General features: G+C 65.3%; 20 protein-coding genes. 18 read left to right on the forward strand and 2 right to left on the reverse strand.

Annotation, left to right across the window (positions count from 1 at the left end):
• Positions 1–112 precede the first annotated feature (112 nt).
• The 12 genes from IWX77_RS01180 (at position 113) to IWX77_RS01235 (ending at position 14,549) form a co-directional block, all read left to right on the forward strand.
• Positions 113–2,311, forward strand: a complete 2,199-nt coding sequence (locus IWX77_RS01180; RefSeq protein WP_297414283.1) for a malate synthase G — start codon at positions 113–115, stop codon at positions 2,309–2,311.
• Positions 2,312–2,937: 626 nt separating this feature from the next.
• On the forward strand, positions 2,938–4,755 hold the full coding sequence (locus IWX77_RS01185; protein ID WP_196842672.1) for an L-lactate permease: 1,818 nt from the start codon (positions 2,938–2,940) through the stop codon (positions 4,753–4,755).
• A gap of 319 nt (positions 4,756–5,074) precedes the next feature.
• Positions 5,075–6,469 (forward strand): FAD-binding oxidoreductase, encoded by a 1,395-nt coding sequence (locus IWX77_RS01190; protein WP_196842673.1) that lies wholly within the window; start codon positions 5,075–5,077, stop codon positions 6,467–6,469.
• Positions 6,469–6,900: a GlcG/HbpS family heme-binding protein gene (locus IWX77_RS01195; protein WP_196842674.1), complete on the forward strand. Its 432-nt coding sequence runs from the start codon at positions 6,469–6,471 to the stop codon at positions 6,898–6,900. Before IWX77_RS01190 ends, IWX77_RS01195 begins: the two co-directional genes overlap by 1 nt.
• A gap of 95 nt (positions 6,901–6,995) precedes the next feature.
• Entirely contained in the window at positions 6,996–7,769 is a 774-nt protein-coding gene (locus IWX77_RS01200) for an electron transfer flavoprotein subunit beta/FixA family protein (protein WP_196842675.1), read from the forward strand.
• A 1-nt stretch (position 7,770) separates the two neighbouring features.
• Positions 7,771–8,757 carry an electron transfer flavoprotein subunit alpha/FixB family protein gene (locus IWX77_RS01205; RefSeq protein WP_196842676.1) on the forward strand — a complete coding sequence of 329 codons (987 nt, stop codon included), beginning with the start codon at positions 7,771–7,773 and terminating at the stop codon, positions 8,755–8,757.
• 695 nt (positions 8,758–9,452) lie between these two features.
• Positions 9,453–10,307 carry a cytochrome b/b6 domain-containing protein gene (locus tag IWX77_RS16890; RefSeq protein WP_334353549.1) on the forward strand — a complete coding sequence of 285 codons (855 nt, stop codon included), beginning with the start codon at positions 9,453–9,455 and terminating at the stop codon, positions 10,305–10,307.
• Positions 10,308–10,829: 522 nt separating this feature from the next.
• A complete protein-coding gene (gene rplS / locus IWX77_RS01215) occupies positions 10,830–11,171 on the forward strand; it encodes a 50S ribosomal protein L19 (protein ID WP_196842678.1) in 342 nt (113 codons plus the stop codon).
• An 81-nt stretch (positions 11,172–11,252) separates the two neighbouring features.
• Positions 11,253–12,035: a signal peptidase I gene (lepB, locus tag IWX77_RS01220; protein ID WP_196842679.1), complete on the forward strand. Its 783-nt coding sequence runs from the start codon at positions 11,253–11,255 to the stop codon at positions 12,033–12,035.
• The gene (locus IWX77_RS01225; protein WP_196842680.1) at positions 12,035–12,679 is read left to right on the forward strand and encodes a ribonuclease HII; all 645 of its coding nucleotides are present in this window, start codon (positions 12,035–12,037) and stop codon (positions 12,677–12,679) included. Before lepB ends, IWX77_RS01225 begins: the two co-directional genes overlap by 1 nt.
• Before the next feature lie 12 nt (positions 12,680–12,691).
• The gene (locus IWX77_RS01230) at positions 12,692–13,015 is read left to right on the forward strand and encodes a DUF2469 family protein (protein WP_022886464.1); all 324 of its coding nucleotides are present in this window, start codon (positions 12,692–12,694) and stop codon (positions 13,013–13,015) included.
• Between the two features lie 61 nt (positions 13,016–13,076).
• A complete protein-coding gene (locus tag IWX77_RS01235) occupies positions 13,077–14,549 on the forward strand; it encodes a glyceraldehyde-3-phosphate dehydrogenase (RefSeq protein ID WP_196842681.1) in 1,473 nt (490 codons plus the stop codon).
• A 110-nt stretch (positions 14,550–14,659) separates the two neighbouring features.
• Here IWX77_RS01235 and IWX77_RS01240 read toward each other — a convergent pair whose 3' ends face one another.
• Positions 14,660–15,130: a nitroreductase family deazaflavin-dependent oxidoreductase gene (locus IWX77_RS01240; RefSeq protein ID WP_196842682.1), complete on the reverse strand. Its 471-nt coding sequence runs from the start codon at positions 15,128–15,130 to the stop codon at positions 14,660–14,662.
• 39 nt (positions 15,131–15,169) lie between these two features.
• Here IWX77_RS01240 and IWX77_RS01245 point away from each other — a divergent pair, with 39 nt between their 5' ends.
• From IWX77_RS01245 to dprA, 4 genes are all read left to right on the forward strand, one after another.
• The gene (locus tag IWX77_RS01245; protein WP_196842683.1) at positions 15,170–16,309 is read left to right on the forward strand and encodes an alcohol dehydrogenase catalytic domain-containing protein; all 1,140 of its coding nucleotides are present in this window, start codon (positions 15,170–15,172) and stop codon (positions 16,307–16,309) included.
• Between the two features lie 99 nt (positions 16,310–16,408).
• A complete protein-coding gene (locus IWX77_RS01250) occupies positions 16,409–16,765 on the forward strand; it encodes a YraN family protein (protein ID WP_196842684.1) in 357 nt (118 codons plus the stop codon).
• Positions 16,765–18,300: a YifB family Mg chelatase-like AAA ATPase gene (locus tag IWX77_RS01255; protein ID WP_196842685.1), complete on the forward strand. Its 1,536-nt coding sequence runs from the start codon at positions 16,765–16,767 to the stop codon at positions 18,298–18,300. Before IWX77_RS01250 ends, IWX77_RS01255 begins: the two co-directional genes overlap by 1 nt.
• Positions 18,297–19,619 (forward strand): DNA-processing protein DprA, encoded by a 1,323-nt coding sequence (gene dprA, locus IWX77_RS01260; protein WP_297414306.1) that lies wholly within the window; start codon positions 18,297–18,299, stop codon positions 19,617–19,619. Before IWX77_RS01255 ends, dprA begins: the two co-directional genes overlap by 4 nt.
• A 130-nt stretch (positions 19,620–19,749) precedes the next feature.
• On the opposite strand, the gene IWX77_RS01265 is transcribed toward dprA, so the two are convergent.
• Positions 19,750–21,273, reverse strand: a complete 1,524-nt coding sequence (locus IWX77_RS01265) for a pyridoxal phosphate-dependent decarboxylase family protein (RefSeq protein ID WP_196842686.1) — start codon at positions 21,271–21,273, stop codon at positions 19,750–19,752.
• A 130-nt stretch (positions 21,274–21,403) separates the two neighbouring features.
• Here IWX77_RS01265 and IWX77_RS01270 point away from each other — a divergent pair, with 130 nt between their 5' ends.
• Both IWX77_RS01270 and IWX77_RS01275 read left to right on the forward strand, forming a co-directional pair.
• Positions 21,404–22,732 (forward strand): YncE family protein, encoded by a 1,329-nt coding sequence (locus tag IWX77_RS01270; protein WP_196842687.1) that lies wholly within the window; start codon positions 21,404–21,406, stop codon positions 22,730–22,732.
• A gap of 144 nt (positions 22,733–22,876) precedes the next feature.
• Positions 22,877–23,785, forward strand: a complete 909-nt coding sequence (locus IWX77_RS01275; RefSeq protein ID WP_196842688.1) for a phosphodiesterase — start codon at positions 22,877–22,879, stop codon at positions 23,783–23,785.
• The last annotated feature ends 16 nt before the right edge of the window (positions 23,786–23,801 follow it).

Consider the following 23,801-nt stretch of genomic DNA (forward strand, 5'->3'; position numbering starts at 1 on the left):
GTGTTTTGGCTGCGACTGCCGCGGCGAGCAATCCCACGGTTTTCTTACCCACGGGTTCACCCCGACGGCGTTGCCGCCGGGGTTGTGACCCACGACGCCAAGGAGTCCACCAGTGAGCACACCCCTGTCAACGCAGACGACCGATTTGAGTGGGCGGGTTCGTCGAGCGGATCTGGACATCGCGACCGCGTTCGTTGAATTCGTCGAGAACGAGGCCCTCGAGGGGACCGGCATTCGAGCCGACGCCTTCTGGCAGGGGCTCAGTGTGCTGATCCGTGACCTCACACCGAGAAACCGCGAACTTCTGCGTCGGAGGGAGGAGTTGCAGGCCCGGCTCGATGCCTTCCACCAGACCAACCCTGGTCAGCCGGATCCCGCCTCATATCGGGCGTTCCTGACGGAAATTGGGTACCTTGTCGACGAACCGTCTGATTTCAGCATCACCACCTCGAACGTCGATGTGGAAATCGCCTCACAGGCAGGTCCGCAACTCGTCGTACCACTTCTCAACGCGCGGTTCGCCGTTAACGCTGCCAATGCGCGGTGGGGTTCGCTCTACGACGCGCTCTACGGGACCGACGCGATCGCCATAGACGGCGAAACCGCCCGCGGGAGCACTTATAACCACGCGCGCGGTCAGCAGGTAATCGCCCGTGGGCGCGCCCTGCTCGACCAAGCCGTCCCGCTCCAAGCAGGCTCACACGGCGACGCCGTGGAGTATCGTATCGGCGACGGTACCCTCGTAGTCACCTTGATGGACGGCTCGCGCACTGCTCTCGCGGAGCTGTCAGCACTCATCGGCTACACCGGGGATTCTTCAGCGCCGGCATCGGTCCTCTTCCGTCACCACGGCCTGCATCTCGACGTGATCATCGACCGGGACGGGGCGATCGGCAGCACCGACCCTGCCGGGATTCAAGACATTGTGCTCGAGTCCGCAGTGACGACAATCATGGATCTCGAGGACTCGGTCGCCGCGGTCGATGCCGAAGATAAGGTTCTCGGATACCGAAACTGGCGGGAGCTCATGCGTGGCACGCTTAGCGAAACCGTCAGCAAGAGCGGCGGCACATTCATGCGAACGATGAACGGCGACCGGGTTTATACCGCGCCGGACGGTGGCGCCGTGACGTTGCACGGTAGGGCTCTTCTTTTGGTGCGCACCGTCGGCCACCTGATGACCACCGACACGGTGCGCGATGCCGCCGGCGACGAGGTGTTCGAAGGCATCCTTGATGCGGTGGTAACCACACTCGGTTCGTTCCCCGATCTTGCCGGAGAAGCCCGCGGCGGCAACTCGCGTGCCGGCTCGATGTACATCGTCAAACCAAAAATGCACGGTCCCGATGAAGTCGCGTTCACCGTCGATCTCTTTGGGCGGGTTGAGCAGCTCCTCGGCCTGCCATCACGCACGCTGAAGGTGGGCATCATGGACGAAGAGCGGCGCACCACGGTCAATTTGCGCGCCTGCATCGACGCAGCGTCCGATCGAATCGTCTTCATCAACACCGGATTCCTTGATCGCACCGGCGACGAGATCCACACGTCCATGCACGCAGGCGCAGTGGTCGCCAAGGGGGCGATGCGCTCTCAGCCCTTCATGGCCGCATACGAGAACGCGAACGTGGACGCTGGACTCTCGGCGGGATTCCCCGGGCGGGCCCAGATCGGTAAGGGCATGTGGGCTATGCCCGATCTCATGCACGACATGCTTGAGCAGAAGGTCGTGCATCCCCGGTCCGGTGCGACCACAGCGTGGGTGCCGTCTCCGACGGCCGCCACGCTGCACGCTATCCACTATCACGAAGTTGACGTGGCCGAACGTCAGCGGGAAGTCGGCAAGCGGGTGCGCCAGGCGCTCGACCCGATCCTCGTTATCCCGCTCGCCGAACAGAAACCCGGTGACGAACGCCTGACTGAGCTCGACAACAACGTTCAGTCGATCCTCGGCTATGTCGTCCGATGGGTCGACCAGGGAGTCGGGTGTTCCAAGGTCCCGGACATCCATGGTGTTGGGCTCATGGAAGACCGAGCGACACTGCGCATCTCCAGTCAACTCCTGGCGAATTGGCTAGCCCACGACGTCATCACCGAGTCGGAGGTGGACGCGAGCCTCGTGCGGCTCGCGGCCGTTGTCGATAGGCAAAACGCGGACGTCCCCTTCTATGAAACCCTAATCGGTCCGGCCGGTCCGGGCCTCGCCTTTCAGGCGGCCCGGCAGCTCATCATCGAGGGGGCGTCCTCGCCGAGCGGCTACACCGAGCCCATCCTGCACCGGATCCGGCGTGCCAAGAAGGCTCAGCAGGCGTAAGCGAGACGGCGCGCAGGAACGGAGACTGAGGAATCGGGTGTAGGCACAGGCGTGCCGTGCCGGCGAGGTGACGGTCAATGCGTCGATCGGTGGCCGTGTTGACGCGTTCCAGCTCTCTCGAATGCTGACGTGAACCTCTTCCGCTCTGCCGACGTCCTGCTTTCTTTCATCGAAGCCAGCCCGCACGATGAGCGTCGGGCACCACTTTCAGCCGGGCGCAAGTCATTCGGCTACGGCCGCGGACTCGGCCAATGTGGCTGAGGTTGGAGTCCGTTGGGTCGACGCCGTGTGTCGACGCCGTGGTTCGTCGGGGAAAGTTTACGGCGACTCCAGCCACCCGCTGATTGCGCTGCGCGGTCGGTGCCGCTCTCGACGCTCTCGAGGCCGAAGCAGTCGTCGTCCCATGCCACGCTGAGGTCGTCGTGGACTGTCTTGGGACAGTGGCAGTGACCGCACCATTTCGCACCAGGCGTCGTGATGCGCCAGGCGATGATGTGAGCTGCAGCGTGACCTGAGCCTAAAGATGCCACATCCATTGACCGTGAGCGTCGACCGCGTTTAGAATTGCGTCCACAAGACAGAAATAAAATTCCATCATACGAAACTTGGTCAGAGAGGACCTAATCGTGGACAATCTTGCTGTGCTCAGCCTTCTAGCGCTGGCACCAATTCTGGTGGTGGGTGTACTGCTCGCTGGATTTCGCTGGCCCGCCAAATATGCCATGCCGTTGGGCTATGTCATCGCCGTAATCGTGGCCCTCACAGTCTGGAAAATGGACATTCGGGGAGTTGCCGCTGCTTCCCTTGAGGGTGTCATCACTGCCGCGACCCTGCTCTACATCGTCTTCGGGGCACTCCTGCTGCTCTCGACACTCACGGTCGGAGGGGCGATGGCTACCATTCGGGCGGGCTTCAACAACATCTCACCGGACCGTCGGATCCAGGCGATCATCATCGGCTGGCTCTTCGGTAGTTTCATTGAGGGTGCCTCGGGCTTCGGCACGCCGGCAGCCGTCATTGCGCCGTTGCTGCTCGCCCTGGGGTTTCCTGCAATGGCCGCCGTCATGGTGGGCCTCATAATTCAAAGCACACCGGTGAGCTTCGGTGCGGTGGGAACGCCCATCATTGTGGGAGTCGGCGGTGGTCTCGGCGGTGACCCGGCGGTAGCGGAACGTATATCCGTACTCGGTGTCACGATGCCCGAGTTCGTGGCGTCGATTGGATTCCAGGTGGCATTTATGCATGCGATTGTGGGGATACTCATTCCGCTCATTCTGGTCTGCATGCTCACGGGATTCTTCGGACCAGAGCGCAAATTCCGAGACGGGTTGGCGATCTGGCCGTTTGCGATCTACGCCTCGCTCGCGATGACCGTGCCGTCCGTTCTCGTAGCCCGGTTTCTCGGGCCGGAATTCCCTTCGCTGTTTGGTGGCCTTTTCGGGTTGATACTCGTGATGTTCACCTCGAGCCGTGGGTTTCTCATGCCCAAGAGGATCTTCGACTTTGGCCCACGCGCCAGTTGGAGCCCGCGGTGGATGGGGACGATGGAACCCGCGAAAGCGGCGTCCGACGGAACCGAGAAACGGATGAGCATCGTGAGCGCATGGGCTCCCTACGTTCTCATGGCCGTGCTGCTTGTCGGCAGCCGGGTTATCGCTCCGGTGAAAGAGATTCTCACCGGCGTCGCGATTCCGTTCAACAACATCCTGGGCACCGACATTTCCACGGCAGTGCAGCCCTTCTACTCTCCAGCGTTTCTGTTGATCCTGGCGGCGCTCTTCGCCTACCCACTCCATCGAATGAGTGGCAAACAGATTCGCGAGACATGGAAGGTTTCCGGCAGACAGCTTGCGGGAACCGCCGTGGCGTTACTCTTTGCGGTACCTCTGGTGCGTGTGCTGATCCAATCGGGACCCGACCTCAACGCTTCGGGTCTCTCAAGCATGCCTGTGACGCTGGCCGAGGGAGCGGCGGCCATCTCCGGAAGTGCGTGGCCTTTCATTGCGCCTTTCATTGGCGCACTCGGCGCATTCGTGGCCGGTTCCAACACGGTGTCGAACCTCACGTTCTCGCAGTTCCAGTTCTCCACGGGCAATGCCATTGGAGTCAGCCCGGAGCAGGTCGTTGCCGCGCAGGCGGTGGGTGGTGCCGGCGGCAACCCGATCGCCATTCACAACATCGTCGCAGCTTCTGCGACGGTTGGCCTGCTGGGGCGCGAGGGAGATCTGTTACGCAAGACGTTCCTCGTCACCCTCTATTACTGCGTGGCTGCCGGGTCGCTGTCGCTCATATTCATCTACGGCCTCGGATTCAACCTCGGCACGATCATGCTCGCAGTGCTCGTGATCGCCTTGGCCCTCATTGTGCGCTGGATGCTGCGCCAGAAGGCGGCGGTTCTCTCACCAGAACCCAGCGCGTCTAGCGTCACCGCAGAACGGCCCTGACGCACAAGGGGGCGACAGTGGATGCGCCGCTGCCGCCCCTTCTAGTGTCGCCAGGTCAGCGCCGGCAGATCTATGCCGAGTAGTTCGAGAGCGCGCGTAGAGCGTGACGGTGTTAGGGGTCAGGTTCAGCTCGCACGTGCCGCGTGCTGAGGGTCCGGTGGGCTAGAACGCCCCCACTTGGATCTGTTGTCGAACGCCTCGACCGGCCGCCTGGGAACGCCTGCGACACATTTATTCCACAATCTGGAAAAATACTTTCATTTTAATGCTGACTGATGGTAGATTGCTTTTATTCCCGGTCAAGAAAGGACCGCTCCAGATGATTCGCAATGACGCGCAAACCCTCGACGACCTCGTGAGCTCGCTACCACCAGGAAGTGTTATTACCGACCCGGCCAGCATGGATGCGTATCGTTGGGATCGAGCCAATGATCCCAATGCTGGTATCCCTCTCGCTGTCGTCCGTGTCACTTCGACCGAAGAAGTGCAGACCGTGGTGCGGTACGCCGCTGAAACGGGAACGCCTGTCGTCCCGCGCGGTGCCGGCTCGGGTCTCTCCGGAGGGAGCACCGCTGTCCAGGGAGGAATCGTCCTCTCTCTAGATCGCATGAAGAGCATTGAGATTGATCCGGTTACACGCACGGCCGTGGCCGGGCCAGGGGCGTTCAACGCTGAGGTGAAAGCCGCTGCGGCAGCTCACGGGCTGTGGTATCCGCCGGACCCGTCCTCGTACGAGATCTGCTCGATTGGCGGAAACGTCGCTACGAACGCCGGAGGCCTGTGCTGTGTAAAGTACGGGGTCACCACCGACTATGTACTCGGAATGACCGTCGTCCTCGGCGACGGCCGGGCTGTCCGGCTTGGCGGGGCGCGACTGAAGGATGTCGCCGGACTCTCTCTGACGAAGCTTTTCGTCGGGAGCGAGGGCACGCTCGGGGTAATCACGGAGGTTCTGTTGCGGCTCATCCCGGAGCAGAGACAGCCGACCACTCTAGTCGCCACGTTCCCGACCCTGGGCAGTGCGACCGACGCCGTTCTCGCGATCACGCGCTCGATGCGTCCCTCGATGCTCGAATTTATGGACCGCGTCACGATCAACGCCGTCGAGGACACCACTCGGATGGGACTCGACCGGGACGCGGCCGCGATGCTCATCGCTCAGTCTGACGAGCCTGCCGGACACGCCGCCGTGGAGATTGGCCTCATTGAGGACATCTGCAACCAGCACGGCGCAACCGAGTGCTACTCCACCGACGACCCTGATGAGGGCGAAGCGTTCATCGTGGCCAGGCGCATGGCGATCCCGGCCGTGGAGAAGCTCGGTGCACTGCTCCTGGAAGACGTCGGCGTACCGCTACCGCGCCTCGGCGACCTCGTCAGCGGAATCGAACAGATCAGCAAGAACCGTGACGTCACCATCGCCGTCATCGCACACGCCGGCGATGGCAACACGCACCCGTTGCTCCTGCTGGACCCGACGGACGACTTGCAACGGCAGCGCGCACACATCGCCTACGGCGAAGTGATGGATCTCGCTATCCAGCTGGGCGGCACGATCACCGGCGAACACGGCGTCGGTCGGCTGAAGCTCCCCTGGCTGGCCGAATACCTCGGTGAGGATGTCCTCGAACTCAACCACCGAATCAAGAAGGCGCTAGACCCTCAAGGCATCCTCAACCCGGGAGCCGTCTTCGAACACCGCGAGGCACGCTAATGACGCACCACCTCGAGATCCCGACGATCGCCTACGAGACGGCTGCACGCGCAGTCGCTCTCGCGATTGAGGAAGGTGCCAAGGTGGGCGTACGTGTCTCTGCGACCGTCGTCGATCCGAGCCTTGCCCTGGTGGCTTACGGGCGCGCTGACGGCACGACCCCGCACAGTGTTGAGACCAGCCGGCGCAAGGCGAACACCGGCGGCTCGACGCGCCGCCCGAGTGCGCTCCTGCCTCCCGAACTTGCGGTCGCGCTCGAGCACGGCAGCGGCGGCCTGCTGACGAACGTCGCCGGGGGAGTGCCCCTCGGCTTCGACGGGCTGCACACCGGCGGTCTCGGCGTCGCAGGAGGCGCACCGCACCAAGACGCCCAAATCGCGGCCGCCGTCCTCAAGGCGCTCGGCGCTGACCCTGTTCCGGTAGACGCGTAGTTGCCGGCGGTACCCCCGCCGCTATTGCCAGCAGCACGCACACACGCGCTGGCCCCCACGACACTTCAAGGTAGCAAGAGATGGGAGGGTCCAGAATGAAGATCGTAGTTCTGGTGAAAGAGGTGCCCGACACCTATGCGGAACGCCGGCTGAACCTGGAGACCGGGCTCGCTGATCGCGAGGCCAATGACCGTGTTCTCGACGAGATCGGCGAGCGCGCGGTCGAAGTCGCCGTCTCCTACGCCGAGTCCCACCCCGACACCGAAGTCACGGTCCTGACGATTGGGCCACAAGCCGTTCCGACTTCCCTCCGAAAGGCCCTCGCCATGGGAGCCACCAGCGGGTTCCACGTACTTGATGACGCATTGCGCGGTGCCGATTTGACGCTCACGGCGGAGGCCCTCGCGAAAGCGGCCGAACGCATCGGCTTCGATCTCATCATCGCAGGCGATGTATCCACGGACGGCAACGCTGGAGTGATTCCTGCCATGCTCGCAGAGCGCCTCGGCATTGCCCACGCCACAGCTCTGAATAGCCTTGAGATTTCTGAGACGGATATTGGCGGAGAACGAGAGACTAGCGGCGGAACGATCACCCTTACCGCCTCATTGCCGGCCATCGTTTCAATCACCGAGAGGCATCCCGACGCTCGTTTCCCGGGCTTCAAGGGCATCATGGCGTCGAAGAAGAAATCGATCGTCACCGTCGACCTCGCGGACCTCAATATCGACTCGGATGCCGATCTTCCCCGATCGATAGTAGTCGCCGTCTCGGCGAGGCCCGCCCGAAGCGCGGGCCTCAAGATCGTCGACGAAGGCAACGCGGGCCAGCAGCTCGCGGAGTACCTCGTCCAGAACCGGTTGGTGTGAAATGACTGAGCTTACTATTGACCCTATTCTCGTCCTTCTCGACGTATCGTCCACGGGTGAACTCGCCACCAGCGCGGCCGAACTGCTGGGTGCCGCCGCACGAATCGGCACCCCGGTCGCGGTCATCATCACTCGCCCCGGGCACGGCCAGGATGCCGCAATGGCAGCCGGTGTGCAGGGCGCCCAGCGAGTCTTGGTTGCCGAAACACCTGAGGTGGACTCGGTGTTGGCCGCTCACATTGTCGACGGACTTGTCTTAGCGTACGAACGCGTGAACCCGTCCGCGGTTCTGATCTCCAACTCGATCGAGGGTCGCGATGTCGCCGGCCGTTTTGCAGTCCGCACCCAGAACGCGCTTGCGGTGGACGCCGTCGGTGTCGACTGTGACGACGAGGGGATCATCGTCCACCATTCTGTCTACGGCGGAGCCTACGACGTGGACTCAGCGGTCACGTTCGGCACACCGGTGGTCACGATCAGGGAAGGCGGAGTCGAGGACCGCGCCGCTGCAGCGAACCCGATAATCGAATCTCTCGAGTACGTCGGAACCGGCCGCCGAGCGGCGACGATCGTGTCTTTCGCCCCGGAGCCGGCGAAATCGTCTCGCCCATCACTTCGTGGCGCAACCCGCGTGGTTGCCGGGGGCCGCGGTGTGGGTTCCGCCGAGGATTTCGCCCTGGTCGAACAACTTGCCGATGTCCTCGGGGCTGCCGTGGGAGCCTCCCGAGTTGCCGTCGATTCCGGGTACGTGCCGCATTCGTATCAGGTCGGTCAGACCGGCGTATCCGTCTCGCCGCAGCTTTACATCGCGCTGGGGATATCGGGCGCGATTCAACACCGTGCCGGAATGCAGACCGCGAAAACGATCGTCGCGATCAACAAGGATCCTGAAGCGCTGATCTTCGAGATCGCCGACTTCGGCGTGGTTGGTGACCTCTTCACCGTTGTGCCGCAGCTGGTTTCCGCCCTGATCGCGACAAAGGACTAAGGACCGTGGCTTCCCCCCAGACAGCGCGCCTCCAACGCCGAGGGCTGCCCCGAGTCAGTGGCGGGCAACCATGGCCACCCCTCCGCGCAGACCACGCTCCGCTCGATACCGCACAGGTCTCCGCTATCGGAGCCTCGGCCGCGACCGAAGCTGTCCCTTCGGGGGCGGATTCAGCCTGGGGTGCAGTCCGTCGCGTTCGCCGCGGACTGCCACGAGTCGCCGGTGGCGATCCGTGGCCCGACCAGTACGCGCCAATGCCCATAGCAACCGGCGCTGACACCTCCTGTGTGGAGGAGGCCGAGCCGCCCACGACCGTTGCCACGACCGTTGCCTCGACAGTGCCAGCAGTCGAGAACAGCATCGTGACGAGTAGTACGGTTGCTTCTGCCCGACCACCTGTATCGCCTCGGCCTGATCACGACGACGCTGATGTAGTGCTGCAGCGTCGCGGGCTGGCCAGGACTCCCGGAGGGGATCCCTGGCCACCGCGTCGAGCCGTTCCCACGATCACCCCCGCACCGGTGGCCGACGAACCGGCACCCACCATCACGGCAGCAGAGCCGATCGTCGCGCCCGAAACGAACGCGAAACCGGGGCCGCCTAGTCGCTCGTACCGTCTCCCACCCCGGGAACCACGTCGCGAGCGGCGCCGCTTCCGCGGCCGCACTCTCCCACAGTGGGCGGGCATCGCAGTCATGGGAGGAGGCAGCCTCCTTGGGCTCGGAGCGTTAGCCGTGCTGATCGTGCGGTGGCTGCTCACCACTGATCCCCTGCAGAGCTTCCTCACCGACTATCCAGGTGAATATCATCTGCCCGAGTGGGCGCCCGTGGGCATCCCGTGGTGGCTGAGCTGGGCGCACTTCTTCAACGTGTTCCTGCTGGTGCTCGTCATCCGCTCGGGCTTCCGGATCCGCACTGAGACGCGACCGACAGTCTTCTGGACGCCCAAATGGAACCCGGAGCGAAAGATAAGCCTGACGATCTGGTTCCACCAGTCCCTTGACCTGCTGTGGCTGCTCAACGGCGCCATCTTCGTGGTGCTGCTTCTCGCCACCGGGCAATGGGTACGGATCGTGCCGACCAGCTGGGAGGTGTTCCCAAACGCACTCTCAGCCGGGCTGCAGTACGTGTCGCTTGACTGGCCCACTGAGAACGGCTGGGTCAACTACAACAGTCTGCAACAGCTGACCTACTTCGCTACAGTATTCCTCGCCGCACCCCTAGCGGCCGCGACGGGTGTTCGAATGTCGGGACTGTGGCCAAAAAACACTCCGCGGCTGAACAGGGTCTACACGATCGAGATGGCACGCGCGATCCACTTCCCGGTGATGCTCTACTTCGTGGTCTTCATCATCTTCCATGTCACCCTGGTCCTCGCCACCGGTGCGCTGCGGAACCTGAATCACATGTACGCCGGACAGGACGTCGTGAACTGGACGGGATTCTGGATTTTCGCCGCCTCGCTCCTCGTCATTGCCGGCAGCATTTTCGCCGCACGACCACTCGTCATCGCCCCCATCGCATCCTTGTTCGGTCGCGTCGGCCGCTAGAGGGCTCCTGATTAGTCTGGTGCACTCAGTCGCACCTGCGGCCGGTGTCGGGGTGGTGGTTTAGATTGGTGTCATACAGGGCCGTGAGGATGGTCAACGTCGGTTTGGGACGTCGAGTGGAGAGCGGGGCCCATGTGGCCGACTGGTTCGGCGTGCTGGTTTGCATTGGCGGGGGAGCCGTTTCTTCCGACGATCCTGACGTATTAGTGTCGCTACCTGGCGGCTGGCTCTGCGAACAGTGACGCGGCCCGCAGTATGGCCCTCTCTACCGCAAAGACGCGCATCGGCGTTCAGAAGGTCAAAGTTCTCGATGCTTCTGAACATGGCAACGCCGACCTCTCAGGTGGAGGCTGGCCCGACTTTGCGACGGCGTCGATTTCATGGCAGAATATGGGATTGTGCCGCTGCAGGACTCTGCCACAGGGGAGCCTGCACTTCGCGGCGCACATCCTCATACTGATTGCTTCGTTAGCGAAGCACCAAGCGTAGTCGACCTGTGGCGGGTACAGAGAGCGATACAATATGCACATTCTCGACGCGGTAGACGCCCCATCGCTGAAGCAGGGTCTTCCTGACTTCCGGGCCGGCGACACCGTCAAGGTTCACGTCAACATCATTGAGGGAACCCGCGCTCGTATCCAGGTCTTTCAGGGAGTCGTCATCGGCCGCTCCGGCGAAGGCGTGCGCGAAACGTTCTGCGTTCGCAAGGTCAGCTTTCAGATCGGCGTCGAGCGTACCTTCCCGGTGCACTCCCCGGTCATCGACCACATCGAGATCGTGACCCGCGGCGATGTTCGTCGAGCGAAGCTGTACTACCTGCGCGAACTGCGTGGCAAGAAGGCCAAGATCAAGGAAAAGCGCTAACTTTCGCGCCAACCAAAGATCTAACCGGATTCTTCCCTGAGCTCCTCATCACCTAAACTGATGAGGAGCTCAGGCGGTTAAATGACAGATGACGTGCTCGCCTCCAGGTCCGATCGTCGGGTGTCAGAGTCGAAGAATTCCCGCAGCAGGAAGGCGCCCAGCAAAAAGCGCAGCGTCCTGCTGTTCAGTCGTGACCTTCTGATCATTTTTGTGGTCGCACTCCTCATCTCGTTCCTGATCAAGACGTTCCTGATCCGGTCGTTCTACATCCCCTCCGGGTCCATGGAGAACACCCTGCAGATCGACGACCGCATTATCGTGAACCAGCTCGAGCCCGAGCTGATCCCGATCACCCGCGGCGACGTCATTGTGTTCAAAGATCCCGGCGGATGGCTGCTTCCGCAGGCTGACATCGTGCAAAACCCGATCGTTGCCGGAGCCGACTGGCTTCTTTCGGTTGTGGGCCTGTCCGCGCCCGACAGCAACGACCACCTCATCAAACGTGTCATCGGGCTGCCCGGCGACCACGTCGTCTGCTGTAACGTTCTCGGCCAGATGAGTGTCAACGATATTCCGCTCGACGAATCCGCCTACGTGCTCTTGCCGGCTGGCGAGACGAAGGTCTCCGGCATCGACTTTGACGTGACCATCCCGGCCGAGTCGCTCTGGATGATGGGTGACAACCGCTACAACTCCAAGGATTCCCGCTTCAATGGTGAAACCGTCGGCAAGGGCTACGTTCCCATCGAGAACGTCGTCGGGCGTGCGCTCGTCGTAAGCTGGCCGCTGGCGCACTGGGCCTGGCTCGATGACTACCCCAACGTGTTCCGCGAGGTGGAACAAGCCGACAAGGGCGCCGAATAGTGGCGGTCTGCGACCCCACCCTCGAGGTGGAGCTCGATCTGCTCCGCACCGGTGCCAGCTTCGTGATCGGCTGTGACGAGGTGGGCCGCGGTGCCCTCGCCGGGCCGGTGGCCGTGGGATTCGCCGCGGTGAACGCATCCGTCCTGACCATGCCGGCGGGATTGCGCGACTCGAAAATGCTCAGTGAACCACGCCGGGAACTACTCGCACCGCTCGCCGTGTCCTGGGCGACCCACTCGGCCGTCGGGCTTGCCTCGGCCGCGGAAGTCGATGAGCTCGGCATCATCGCCTGCCTCGGGCTCGCCGGCAAGCGGGCGCTATCCGGGCTGTACGAGCAGGGCGTCGATGTCGCCGGCAGCATCGTGCTGCTGGACGGCAGCGACGACTGGCTGAACAAGGCGCTGGCCACCCCGCTGAACGTCGTGACCCGCATCAAAGCCGACCGGGATTGCGGGTCGGTGGCGGCGGCATCCGTCATTGCGAAGGTGCACCGTGACCGCCTCATGATCGCCGCACACGAGGAAGCGCCCGGCTATGGCTGGGCGTCGAACAAGGGCTACGGCAGCGCCGCGCACATGAGCGCGATCGACCTGCTCGGGCCGAGCCCTTTACATCGCAAATCCTGGCTCAAGATCTCAGCGTAAGATGAGATCACCATGGAAGAAGACGAATTCGAGGACTACGACCGCGAGGTCGAGTTGGCCCTGTACCGGGAATATCGAGACGTGGTTGGCCAGTTCCAGTACGTCGTAGAAACCGAACGACGCTTCTACCTCGCGAACGAGGTCGAACTGGTGCGCCGTGACACGGAACACGATTTCTACTTCGAACTGACCATGAAGGACGTCTGGGTCTGGGATGTCTACCGCTCCGACCGATTCGTGAAATCGGTCCGTGTACTGACGTTCAAAGACGTCAACGTGGAAGAACTCGCGTCGAAAGACTTCGAACTTCCCAAGGAACTTGCGCTCGACGAATAAGGAATGACTCCGGGGCCTCGGGTGGCCGGACCAACCGACGAAGGTTTAGGAAGGCAACCCTGTGATCCAGGACGCTGATCGTGCCCGTGCAACGTGGAGCAACCGCGAGGCTCTCGCCGAGGCGATGATTCCCCTGATCGGGCGCCTCTACCGCGACAACACCGTCGTGACGAGCGTCTACGGTCGCGGTCTGGTCAACAAATCGGTCGTCGGCCTGCTCAAGGCGCACCGATTTGCGCGCCACATAGCGGATGTCGAACTTCCGCTCGAGGAGACCCTCCCGATTCTGCAGGCCCTCGACGGGCTCAACCTTGGTGCCGCATCGATCGACCTGGCCCGCCTGGCCCTCGGCTTTCGCGAGCAGGACGACCGGGTCACCCTCGAGGAATACCTGCGCGCCGAACTCGCCGACGTCGTCGGCCAGCGCGGGCTCGACGGTCGCACGAGCACCGACGTCGTGCTGTACGGTTTCGGTCGCATCGGCCGGCTGCTCGCACGCATCCTGATCGAGCACGCCGGCGGCGGCCAGGGCCTGCGCCTGCGTGCGATTGTCGTGCGCCGCGGTTCCGCCAACGACCTCATGAAGCGTGCCAGCCTGTTGCGTCGCGACTCGGTGCACGGCCCGTTCGAGGGTACGATCACCATCGACGAGGACAACAACACCATCCTCGCCAACGGCACGCTCATTCAGGTGATCTATTCCGGTGACCCGGCCAGCGTCGATTACACGCAGTACGGCATCCACGACGCCATCGTCGTCGATAACACGGGTAAGTGGCGCGACGAAGAAGGTCTGTCTCAGCACCTGGAGTGCCCCGGTGTTGCCCGGGTACTGTTGACGGCGCCGGGCAAGGGCGCACTGAAGAACATCGTGCACGGCATCAACCACACCGACATTCTCGCCAGCGACCGCATCATCACCGCGGCATCCTGCACCACGAACGCGATCACCCCGGTGCTCAAAGCCATCAACGATCGCTACGGCATCATCGACGGTCACGTCGAAACGGTGCACTCGTTCACCAACGACCAGAACCTCATCGACAACTTTCACTCCGGCGACCGTCGAGGCCGCTCAGCCGCGCTCAACATGGTCATCACCGAGACCGGCGCGGCCAAAGCCGTGGCCAAGGCCCTGCCCGAGCTGGCCGGCAAGCTCACCGGCAACGCGATCCGCGTTCCCACGCCCGACGTGTCGATGGCCATTCTCAACCTCAACCTCGCCAGTGCGACCGACAAGGACGAGCTCAACACGTATCTGCGTACCATGTCGTTGCATTCCTCGCTGCACCGGCAGATTGACTTCATCGACTCGCCCGAGGTGGTCTCGAGCGACTTTCTCGGCTCGCGTCGCGCCGGCATCGTCGACGGCCTCGCCACCATCGTCACCGAACAGAAGGCCGTGCTCTACGTCTGGTACGACAACGAATACGGTTACAGCTGCCAGGTCATTCGGGTGCTCGAGGAGATGTCCGGCGTGCACGCACCGATCTTTCCTGCCATCCACGCCGAAAAACTCGCGCCGGTCGCGTAGCGGTCAATCTCGGGTGTCCGCTCACGCCGGCCCCATGTTCGGACCGCAGGCCCATGATCCAACCCGGGCCCATGATCCAACCCGGGCCCGGAACGTGTTGGTGCGCTACGTCAGCGCGGTGCCGACTCCGGGCGCGGCTCGCAGATGACCACCGGAATCTCGCGCTCGGTTTTGCCCTGGTAGGCGCCATATCCGGGGTAGGCGGCGACGATGCGCGGCCACAGCTCCGCTTTTTCGGCGGATGACGCAGACCGGGCTCGATACGGCCGCGTCACCCCGCGAATGCTCAGGTGCACGTCGGGCTGCGCCACGAGGTTGAGGTACCAGAACGGATGCCGGTCGTCACCTCCCTTGGACGCCACGAGCACATACCGGCCGTTCTCGTGAACGGGCGCCGTGAGCATCGTGGACCGGCGTTGCCCGCTACTGCGGCCGATCGTGTGCAGCTCGACGGCCTGCATGGTGCCGATGGTCCAGCCGAGGCGTCCGCGGGTCGCGGTCAGCAGCATCCGGTGTACGACGTTCATCGCGCGCATGCCGAGATCGGTCACCCGGTGCCGCAGAGTTTTACCGGAGTTCATACGCCCAGCGTACGTCGTGTGGGGCGTTAGGTTGGAAGAATGACTCCAGCAACGATGCTCAGTACGATTCTCCGCGATGCCGGCTCCTCGCGCCCCTATGCCGACAGCCGCCCGCTGGCGCTCGAGCAGGTTCCGGTGCCGGCTCCGCGCGCCGGCGAGGTGCTCGTGCGCATCGAACGCTCCAGTCTCTGCCACTCCGATCTCTCGGTCATCGATGGCTCTCGCATTCGCCCCCTGCCGATGGCGCTCGGACACGAGGCCGCCGGCACCGTGACCGCGCTCGGTGGCGGCGTCGACGATCTCGCCGTCGGCGACCGAGTCGTGCTGGTTTTCGTGCCGAGCTGCGGCGACTGCCGGGCCTGCCTGGCCGGGCGCCCCGCACTCTGCCACCGCGGCGCCGAGGCCAACGGAACCGGTGACCTGCTGCACGGCCCGGCCGTGCTGGCGAGCGATTCGGGGGAGCGTATCAACCATCATCTGGGGGTCTCGGCATTCTCGCAGTACGCGGTCGTCGCCCGCGAATCGGTCGTCGCGATCGACCAGGATGTTCCCTTCGACGTCGCTGCCATGTTCGGCTGCGCGGCCCTCACCGGCATCGGAGCCGTGCTCAACACCGGCGCACTCACGCCCGGCCAGTCCGTGATCGTGTTCGGGCTCGGCGCGGTCGGCCTGATGGCCGTCATGGCGGCCGCCCAGGTCGCCGGCACGACCGTCATCGCGATCGATCCGCTGCCGGAGAAGCGGGCGCTGGCCCTGCGTTGCGGCGCCCACCACGCCGGTTCGCCCGATCAGGCTGCCGAGCTCGTGCTCGAGCACGCGGGCGACGGGGTCGACCTCGCCATTGAGGCCGTCGGCAGCGCCCGGGTGATGGAGGCGAGCCTGGCGCTGCTCACCCGGGGCGGCGCCCTCGTCTCGGTCGGCCTGCCGCACCCCGACCAGGCCATCACGACGCCGGCGCTACAGTTCGCCGGACTGGGTCGGCGGCTGCTCGGCTCCTACATGGGCGACTCCGTGCCGAGCCGCGACATTCCCCGCTACCTGCAGCTGTGGCGCGACGGCGTGCTGCCGGTCGAGCTGCTGCACACCGATACCCGCCCGCTTGCCGACCTCAACGAGAGCCTCGACGCGCTCGTGGCCGGCGACGTCGTGCGCCGTCTGTTCGTGATGCACGCCGAGTAGCCTCCTCCACAGGAGCTCGCGCCCCGCCGCTGTCCACCAATGCGGCGGCGGCCCGGCCAGCGCTTGTGCGAGCGGGCAGTCTGGTGTTCGGAGGCACTCGTGGCGCGCAAAGACGAACTCGGCAAGCTCGGCGAAGAGCAGGCCGCGCGCTTTCTGGAGAATGCCGGTTACACGATTCTGACCCGCAACTGGCGGTGCGCCGAGGGGGAGATCGACCTCGTCGTGCAGAAGGGCGCGGCCGTCGTCTTCGTCGAGGTGAAGACGCGCAGCGGCCTGAGTTTTGGGCATCCGTTTGAAGCGATCACCATGAAAAAGCTCGCCCGGATGCGCCGCCTCGCCGCCGCCTGGTGTGTGCACGCCGACCGGTGGCCGCGCCAGATCCGGCTCGACGTCATCGCGGTGATCGCCCCGGCCGGCCGCGAACCGGTCATCGAACACCTCCAGGGCGTGTTCTGATGGGCATCGCCCGCACCCACGCCGTGGCCTTGCTCGGCCTGGCCGGCGCGCTCGTCGAGGTTGAGGCCGACATCTCGGCGCAACTGCCCGGCATGATTTTGATCGGCCTGCCCGATGCGGCCCTCGCGCAGGCGACCCAGCGGGTGCGTGCCGCGGCCGCCAACAGCGGATGCCCTCTCACCATTCACCGCCTCACGATCAATCTGTCGCCGGCGGCGTTGCCCAAGCACGGCGCCGGCTTCGACCTTGCGATCGCACTGGCCTGCCTCGCCGCCGACAGCACCGTTTCGCCCGAATCGGTCGGGAAGGTTGTGCACTTCGGCGAGCTCGCTCTCGACGGCCGGCTGCGGCCGACCTCGGGTATTCTACCGGGGGTCATGACCGCCGCCCGCCTCGGTCACACGACGGTGATGGTACCGATCGGCAACGAGGCCGAAGCACGACTCGTGCCCGATATTCGGGTGATCGGTGTGGCGTCACTGCGCGAGGCGGCGATCTGGCACGGTGCCCGCCTCGCGCCCGTACCGGTCGACCCGATCATGGTGGCGGCCCCGCCGACGAGCCTGGCGGCCGAACCCGACCTGGCCGACGTGATCGGCAATGACGACGCCATTCTGGCCCTGCAGATCGCTGCGGCGGGTGGGCACCACGTGTTTCTGCTCGGCCCGCCCGGCGCCGGCAAAACGATGCTGGCCGCACGGCTGCCCGGCCTGCTGCCCGACCTCGACCCGGCCAGCTCACTCGAGGTCAGCTCCCTCCGCTCGCTCAGTGGACTCGGACTGGGCGGAGCCCTGATCACCCGGCCGCCATGGGAAGCGCCACACCACACCGCGACCGCCGCGGCCATGGTCGGCGGTGGGGGCGGACAGATTCGGCCGGGGGCTGCGTCGCAGGCCTCGCACGGCGTTCTGTTTCTCGACGAGGCCCCCGAATTCGCCTCCCCGGTGCTCGATGCTCTGCGTCAGCCTCTCGAATCCGGCTGGATCAGTATCCACCGCGCCAACGCCGTCGCTCATTTTCCGGCCCGGTTTCAGCTGGTGATGGCGGCCAATCCGTGCCCCTGCGGGCAATACGGGGCGGACGATCTCAGTTGCACGTGCCCGCCGAACGCACGCCGCCGCTACCTCGCCCGCATCTCCGGTCCGCTGCTGGACCGCATCGACATTCAGCTCAACGTCAAGCGCATCACCTCCGCCCAGCTGCGCCTCGCCGCCACCACTCGGCGGATGACGAGCGTCACCGCCCGGCAGCGGGTGGTCGCCGCCCGTGCGGCGGCGGCCGAGCGGCTGGGCAGCACGCCCTGGACCCTGAACTCCCAGGTTCCGGGCCCGTGGCTGCGCGGCGCACCCGTGCGACTGGCGCCGAGCACCACTATGGGCCTCGATCGCGCGCTCGAACGTGGCGGAATCACCATGCGCGGCTACGACCGGGTGCTGCGCATCGCGTGGACCCTCGCCGACTACGACGGCCTCACCAGTCCCGGCTCCGACCAGGTCGGCCAAGCCCTCTACCTACGCAAAGGAATGACATCATGATGCTGTTCGGTCTCGACGAGACCCGGGTGAGCGAGCTCGCCGCGGGCGTGCGCGGTGGGATACCGGCCGACGACGACCCGGCCACCGCTGGTGAGGTGTTCGCCCGCGCCGCCTGGTCGGGCATCGCCGAACCCGGTGATGGTACGGCCGGCCTGCTCGTGGCGAGCCTCGGCGCGGGTGCGGCCCTGACCGCCATTCTCGAGTCGTGGAGCCCGGTGCGGCTCGGCGCGCTCGTGCGCGATGTGCTCGGTGGCGAGCGGGGCGGGCCCGATGTCGTCTTTGCGGCCAGTCCGAGCACCGATAACGCCGAAGCGGATGCCGAAACCAGCGCCGAGCTGGAACAGGCCCTCGACCTGGGGCTGCAACGCTGGCGGCCGCGGCTCAACTCGGGCCAGGTCATCCGTTCGCTGCAGCAAGCGGCCCGCATGCAGACCCGGTTACTCCTGGCGACGGATGCTCTCTGGCCGCCCTCGCTCGACGACCTCGAGCGGCATGCGCCGCTCGCATTGTGGTGGCGCGGCGTGCCCGGCGCCCTTGCCGCGCTGACCAACTCGATCGCGCTGGTCGGTGCCCGGGCAGCCACCGGGTATGGCGAACACATTGCCATGGAGGCTTCGGCCGGGCTGGTGGACCGCGGTTTCGCCGTCGTGTCCGGTGCCGCCTATGGTATCGACGGCATGGCCCACCGGGCCGCACTCGCCAGCGACGGCATCACCGTGGCCTTTCTCGCCGGCGGAGTCGACCGGTTCTACCCGAGCGGCCACGACTCCTTACTCACGCGCATCGCGGCCTCCGGGGCCGTTGTGTCGGAGCTGCCCTGCGGGGCAGCACCCACTAAGTGGCGTTTTTTGCAGAGAAACAGGTTGATTGCCGCAGCGAGTGCGGCGACGGTCGTGCTCGAAGCCGGCTGGCGGTCGGGCTCGCTCAACACGGCCGGTCACGCGTCGGCCCTGGGCCGGCCGCTCGGCGCCGTGCCGGGGCCGATCACGAGCCCCACCTCGGCCGGCTGTCACCGTCTTATTCGCGAATTCGCCGCGGTCTGCGTGACCAACCCGACCGAGATGGCCGAGCTCGTCGGCGAGCGGTCGATTCAGGTGCCACTGGATTTTCCCGACACCGATGCTGGGCCCGGTCCGATACCACGCACGAGCGACCAGGTGCGGGTGTTCGATGCACTGAGCGGTCGTTCTCCGCGCACGGTCACTGACCTGTCGCGGCGGGCCGGAATGTCGAGTGCAGCCGTGCGCGGCGCACTCGGCGGTCTCGATCTCGACGGGGCAGCCCAGGAGCGGGAGTCTGGCTGGGTGCGCCGGCTGTAGTAGCCCGGCTGGCATGCCCCGGATGTGTTAGCCAGGCTGCGCGGCTGACCGATGGTCCCGGTGGCCATACCCGGAGCCCACACCCGGAGCCCCCACCCGGAGCCCACACCCCGGAGCCCACACCCCGGGGTCAGTTCCGATCGTCTGTCGCCCGGTGTGAAGTGGTGGTGGTGGGCGGGGTCGTGCCCGCCGGTTGGTCGGCGTCTGCATCGGCGTCGGCGTCTGTGTCGGTGTCCGCGTCGGCGTCTGCATCGGCGTCTGCGGCCGCACAGGCCCGCGCCACCGCAGCAAGGGAGAGCGCGACGTCTGCGTCATCCGTCGACCAGTTGCTCACCGAGATGCGCAGAATATCCCGGTCGTGCCAGCGCGACCCTGACATCCACGCCGAACCCTCGGCAATCAGCTTCTGCGTGACCAGCCGGGTGCGATCATCGCTGCCGAAACTCACGCATACCTGCGTGAACACGACCTGGTTCAGCACCAGGGCGCCCGGCAGCGACCGCAGGCCGTCGGCCAGGGCCCGCGCATTCGCCGCGAGACCGTCGACCAGTGCGATGGTGCCGTCGCGGCCGAGCGATCGGAGCGCGGCCCACACCGGAACACCCCGGGCCCGGCGGGACAGCTCGGGCACCTTTTCGAACGGGTCACCGGGGCCCGAGTTTCCAGAAGTTTCGTCAGCTGCCACGAGGTAGCTCGCGTGTAGGCCGAACACCCGTCGCACCACCGCGGGCCGGGACACGATCGCGACCCCACAGTCGTAGGGCACGTTGAGGGTTTTGTGCGCATCCGTCGCCCAGGAATCAGCCCGGTCCAGACCAGCCAGCTGGTCACGGGAGCGCGGGCTGGCCGCCGCCCACAGGCCGAACGCTCCGTCCACGTGCACCCACGCTCCGTGCCGGCGCGCCACGTCGATCGCCGCGCCCATCGGGTCCGACGCCCCGGAATGCACGTTGCCGGCCTGCAGGCAGACGACGGCCGGGCCGGAGCCGGCGGCCATCAGCTCGGCCAGGGCGTCGGGCCGTAACCGACCATCGTCATCGACGGCCACCACGATCGGCGCACCAAGGCCGAGATAGCGCAGGACGACATCGATGACCTCGTGGCGCTCCGCCCCGACGAAGACTTGCACGCGGGGAGCGCCGGACAGCCCGTCCCGGTCGAGGTCCCACCCGGCCTGCTCAAGCACCCACTGCCGGCCGGCGGCGAGGCCGACGAAATTGGCCATGGTCGCGCCGGTCGTGAAGCCCACGTCGGCATCCGGCGGCAGCCCGAGCAGGTCGAGCAGCCAGCCCCCGGCAGTTTCCTCCAGCACCGCTGTGGTGGGAGTTGCGAAGCGCATGGCGGCATTCTGATCCCAGGCGCTCACCAACCAGTCCGCAGCGAGGGCGGCGGGCAGGGTGCCGCCAATCACCCAGCCGAAAAACCGCCCGGAGGGCATCGCCATGAGCCCGGGCTCCGCGAACGCGGCGAGTTCATCGATGACGTCGGCCGCGGCGGTGGGCGAGAAGGAAAGAGGGCCGGCCGACAGGGCGGCCAGAGTATCGGCGTCGACGCGGGGGCCGACCGGGCGGGAAGGTAACGACGCGAGCCAGGTCTGGGCGTGCACCATTGCACGCTCCAGAGCCGCGGTGTAGGCATCCGGCTGAGCAGACATGCCGCCATGGTAGTCCCGCGCGGTCAGGTCTGCCCCTTGTCGCCGGTTGCGTTCGGGGTTACTGTGACCCCAACATCGCCACCCGCCCCGCCCCTTTTGATTGTCATTATTTTGCAGAGATGTGGATGTCATGAGCGCACAGGTACCCATCCGTCAACGAGGCCCAGGCTTCGCACTCACAGTTCTGACGGTCGCGGCGGCGGTGTTGGTTTCCGCACCGACGGCGCTCGCGGCTCCCGCGGCGAGCGCCCTGAGCCAAGCCGCCGCCAGCCCGATCGCCGCGAGCGCAGGCGCCGCCAGCCAGTTCACTGCGACCCCGGTACCGACGATCGCCGGTATACCCCAGGCCGGCCGGCGACTCACTGCCTCGCCGGGTACCTGGAAACCGGCCCCGGTGGCGCTGTCCTACCGCTGGATGGTGGGTGGTGTGACGGTTCCCGGGGCGACCGCATCCGTTTTCACTCCCTCGAACACACACGTGGGAAAGCGCGTCACCGTTACCGTTACCGGCACGAAGGCCGGATATCAGACGGTCTCGAAGGCGAGCGCTCCGACCCGGCTCGTCGCCCCGGCCACCATTGCCGTCGGTGCCAGTCCCCGCAAACTGGTGGTGACAGCCGACGGCCGCTGGGCCTATGTCGCCAACTCCGGGGCGGGCACGGTATCGGTCATCAGCGCAGCGACGGGCAGAGTTGTCGCGACCGTTCCGGTGGGCGGCAACCCGATCGGGCTGGCGGTGTCGGCCAACCAGAAGCAGCTGTTCGTGAGCAGCTGCACCGATTTAAAGGTGTACGCAGTCAACATCGCCTCGAACACCGTCGCGTACTCCTTCAAGACCGGCACGTGCGGAGACCTCGTGGCCACCCCCGACGGCAAATCCCTGTACATCGGCAACTCCCCGACGCTGACGGAGATTACCGTGGTCACGATCGCCAGCCGCTCGCTCGCTGAGCCGATCTTCGCCTTCGCCTCGGTGAGTGAACTGACGCCGAGTGCCGACCAGACGAAGGTGTACGTCAGCAATGGCGACGACTACTCCATCCTCATCGTCGACACCGCGACCAATCGGCTGCTGACCAATCGGTTCACCACCTCGCATCCGCCGGTCGCGTCGGCGCCGTCGCCCGACGGCAAGACGGTCTATGCGAGCCTTGGACGAGACCTTTTCACGGGGCCGTCCAATGCCGTCGAGGTCATTGATATCGCGACGAACCGGGTGCGGGCCAGCATCGCCATCAATGCACCGGGCGACCTCGAGGTGAGCCCCGATGGGTCCAAACTCTACGTTCTGTCCCGAGACGACAACACCATCGTGACGGTCAGCACCGCAACGAACCGGGTGCTCAGCCGCATCCCGGTCGGGCGTGCCCCGTCGAGTCTTGCCGTCACGCCGGACGGCAGAAAGGTCGGCATCGTTAATTCCGGCGACAACACGGTGTCGGTGCTCCCGGTGTTCTGAATCAGATTCTCGCGGTCTTTCGCTTCGTCGGTGCAGACAGCGGCGGAAACGGCCACGTCGACGGCGGCTGTAGTGGTGGGGGCTGTGTCCTGAGCGCGCTGTCGGTGGGGGCACGTAGTCTGAAGACCCGACGAGAGGTGAACCATGGCAGCCGTGCAGCTGGGCCAGTACGTACCCGCTGAGAAGATTCTCGTTCATCTGAGTGACACGCATTTTCTCGCGGATGGCCTGGCCCTCTACGGCGCCGTCGATACCGATCACACCGTGCACCGCGCCCTCGAGCATCTGCACCGCTCGGGCATCCGCCCTGATGCCCTCATTCTCACCGGTGACGTGACCGATCGCGGCGAAGCGGATGCCTACCGCCGCATTCGCGGCATTGTGGAGGCTGCCGCTGCCCAGTGGGAGGCGCGGATCATCTGGGTAATGGGCAACCATGACCAACGTGAATCGTTTCGTACCGTGCTCCTCCGCGAAGAACAGTCGGGTGTGCTCGATGCGCCCGTCGACCGGGTGCACGACCTCGACGGCCTGCGCATCATCGTCCTCGACACGAGCGTTCCCGGCTATCACCACGGCGAAGTTACCGACGATCAACTGCACTGGCTGACCGACGCGCTCAGACACCCCGCCCGCCACGGGTCGATTCTGGCCCTGCACCACCCACCGATTCCCACCCCGTTGCCGTTGATGAGCGTGCTTGAGCTGCAAGACCAGCCGCGACTGGCCGCCGTTCTGGCGGGCAGTGATGTGCGGGCCATTCTCGGCGGGCACCTGCACTATTCCACTCAGGGCCTGTTCGCCGGCATCCCGGTGTCAGTCGCGGCGGCCACCTGCTACACGATGGATCTGAGCGCTCCCGACCGTGAACTCACCGGGGTGAACGGCGGCCAGACGCTCAACCTCGTGCACGTCTACGCCGACCAGATCACCCACTCGCAGCTGCCGATCGGGGCGTTCGCGGCCGTCGCGCAGTTTCCAGCCGACTACGTCGATCAGCTGGCCGCCCTCTCTCCCGAGGACCGCCGGCAGGCCTTTTCGCGACAACAATGACGACGAGCGAGAGAAA

Source organism: Cryobacterium sp. CAN_C2 (genome assembly GCF_015751745.1).
In the GTDB taxonomy this organism is placed as follows: domain Bacteria; phylum Actinomycetota; class Actinomycetes; order Actinomycetales; family Microbacteriaceae; genus Cryobacterium.

Coding starts and splice junctions, on each gene's coding strand:
- IWX77_RS01205 (WP_196842676.1), top strand. CDS start 7,771: ATGACTGAGCTTACTATTGACCCTATTCTCGTCCTTCTCGACGTATCG.
- dprA (WP_297414306.1), top strand. CDS start 18,297: ATGATGCTGTTCGGTCTCGACGAGACCCGGGTGAGCGAGCTCGCCGCG.
- IWX77_RS01255 (WP_196842685.1), top strand. CDS start 16,765: ATGGGCATCGCCCGCACCCACGCCGTGGCCTTGCTCGGCCTGGCCGGC.
- IWX77_RS01245 (WP_196842683.1), top strand. CDS start 15,170: ATGACTCCAGCAACGATGCTCAGTACGATTCTCCGCGATGCCGGCTCC.
- IWX77_RS01275 (WP_196842688.1), top strand. CDS start 22,877: ATGGCAGCCGTGCAGCTGGGCCAGTACGTACCCGCTGAGAAGATTCTC.
- lepB (WP_196842679.1), top strand. CDS start 11,253: ATGACAGATGACGTGCTCGCCTCCAGGTCCGATCGTCGGGTGTCAGAG.
- IWX77_RS01265 (WP_196842686.1), bottom strand. CDS start 21,273: ATGTCTGCTCAGCCGGATGCCTACACCGCGGCTCTGGAGCGTGCAATG.
- rplS (WP_196842678.1), top strand. CDS start 10,830: ATGCACATTCTCGACGCGGTAGACGCCCCATCGCTGAAGCAGGGTCTT.
- IWX77_RS01270 (WP_196842687.1), top strand. CDS start 21,404: ATGAGCGCACAGGTACCCATCCGTCAACGAGGCCCAGGCTTCGCACTC.
- IWX77_RS01230 (WP_022886464.1), top strand. CDS start 12,692: ATGGAAGAAGACGAATTCGAGGACTACGACCGCGAGGTCGAGTTGGCC.
- IWX77_RS16890 (WP_334353549.1), top strand. CDS start 9,453: ATGGGAGGAGGCAGCCTCCTTGGGCTCGGAGCGTTAGCCGTGCTGATC.
- IWX77_RS01200 (WP_196842675.1), top strand. CDS start 6,996: ATGAAGATCGTAGTTCTGGTGAAAGAGGTGCCCGACACCTATGCGGAA.
- IWX77_RS01195 (WP_196842674.1), top strand. CDS start 6,469: ATGACGCACCACCTCGAGATCCCGACGATCGCCTACGAGACGGCTGCA.
- IWX77_RS01240 (WP_196842682.1), bottom strand. CDS start 15,130: ATGAACTCCGGTAAAACTCTGCGGCACCGGGTGACCGATCTCGGCATG.
- IWX77_RS01190 (WP_196842673.1), top strand. CDS start 5,075: ATGATTCGCAATGACGCGCAAACCCTCGACGACCTCGTGAGCTCGCTA.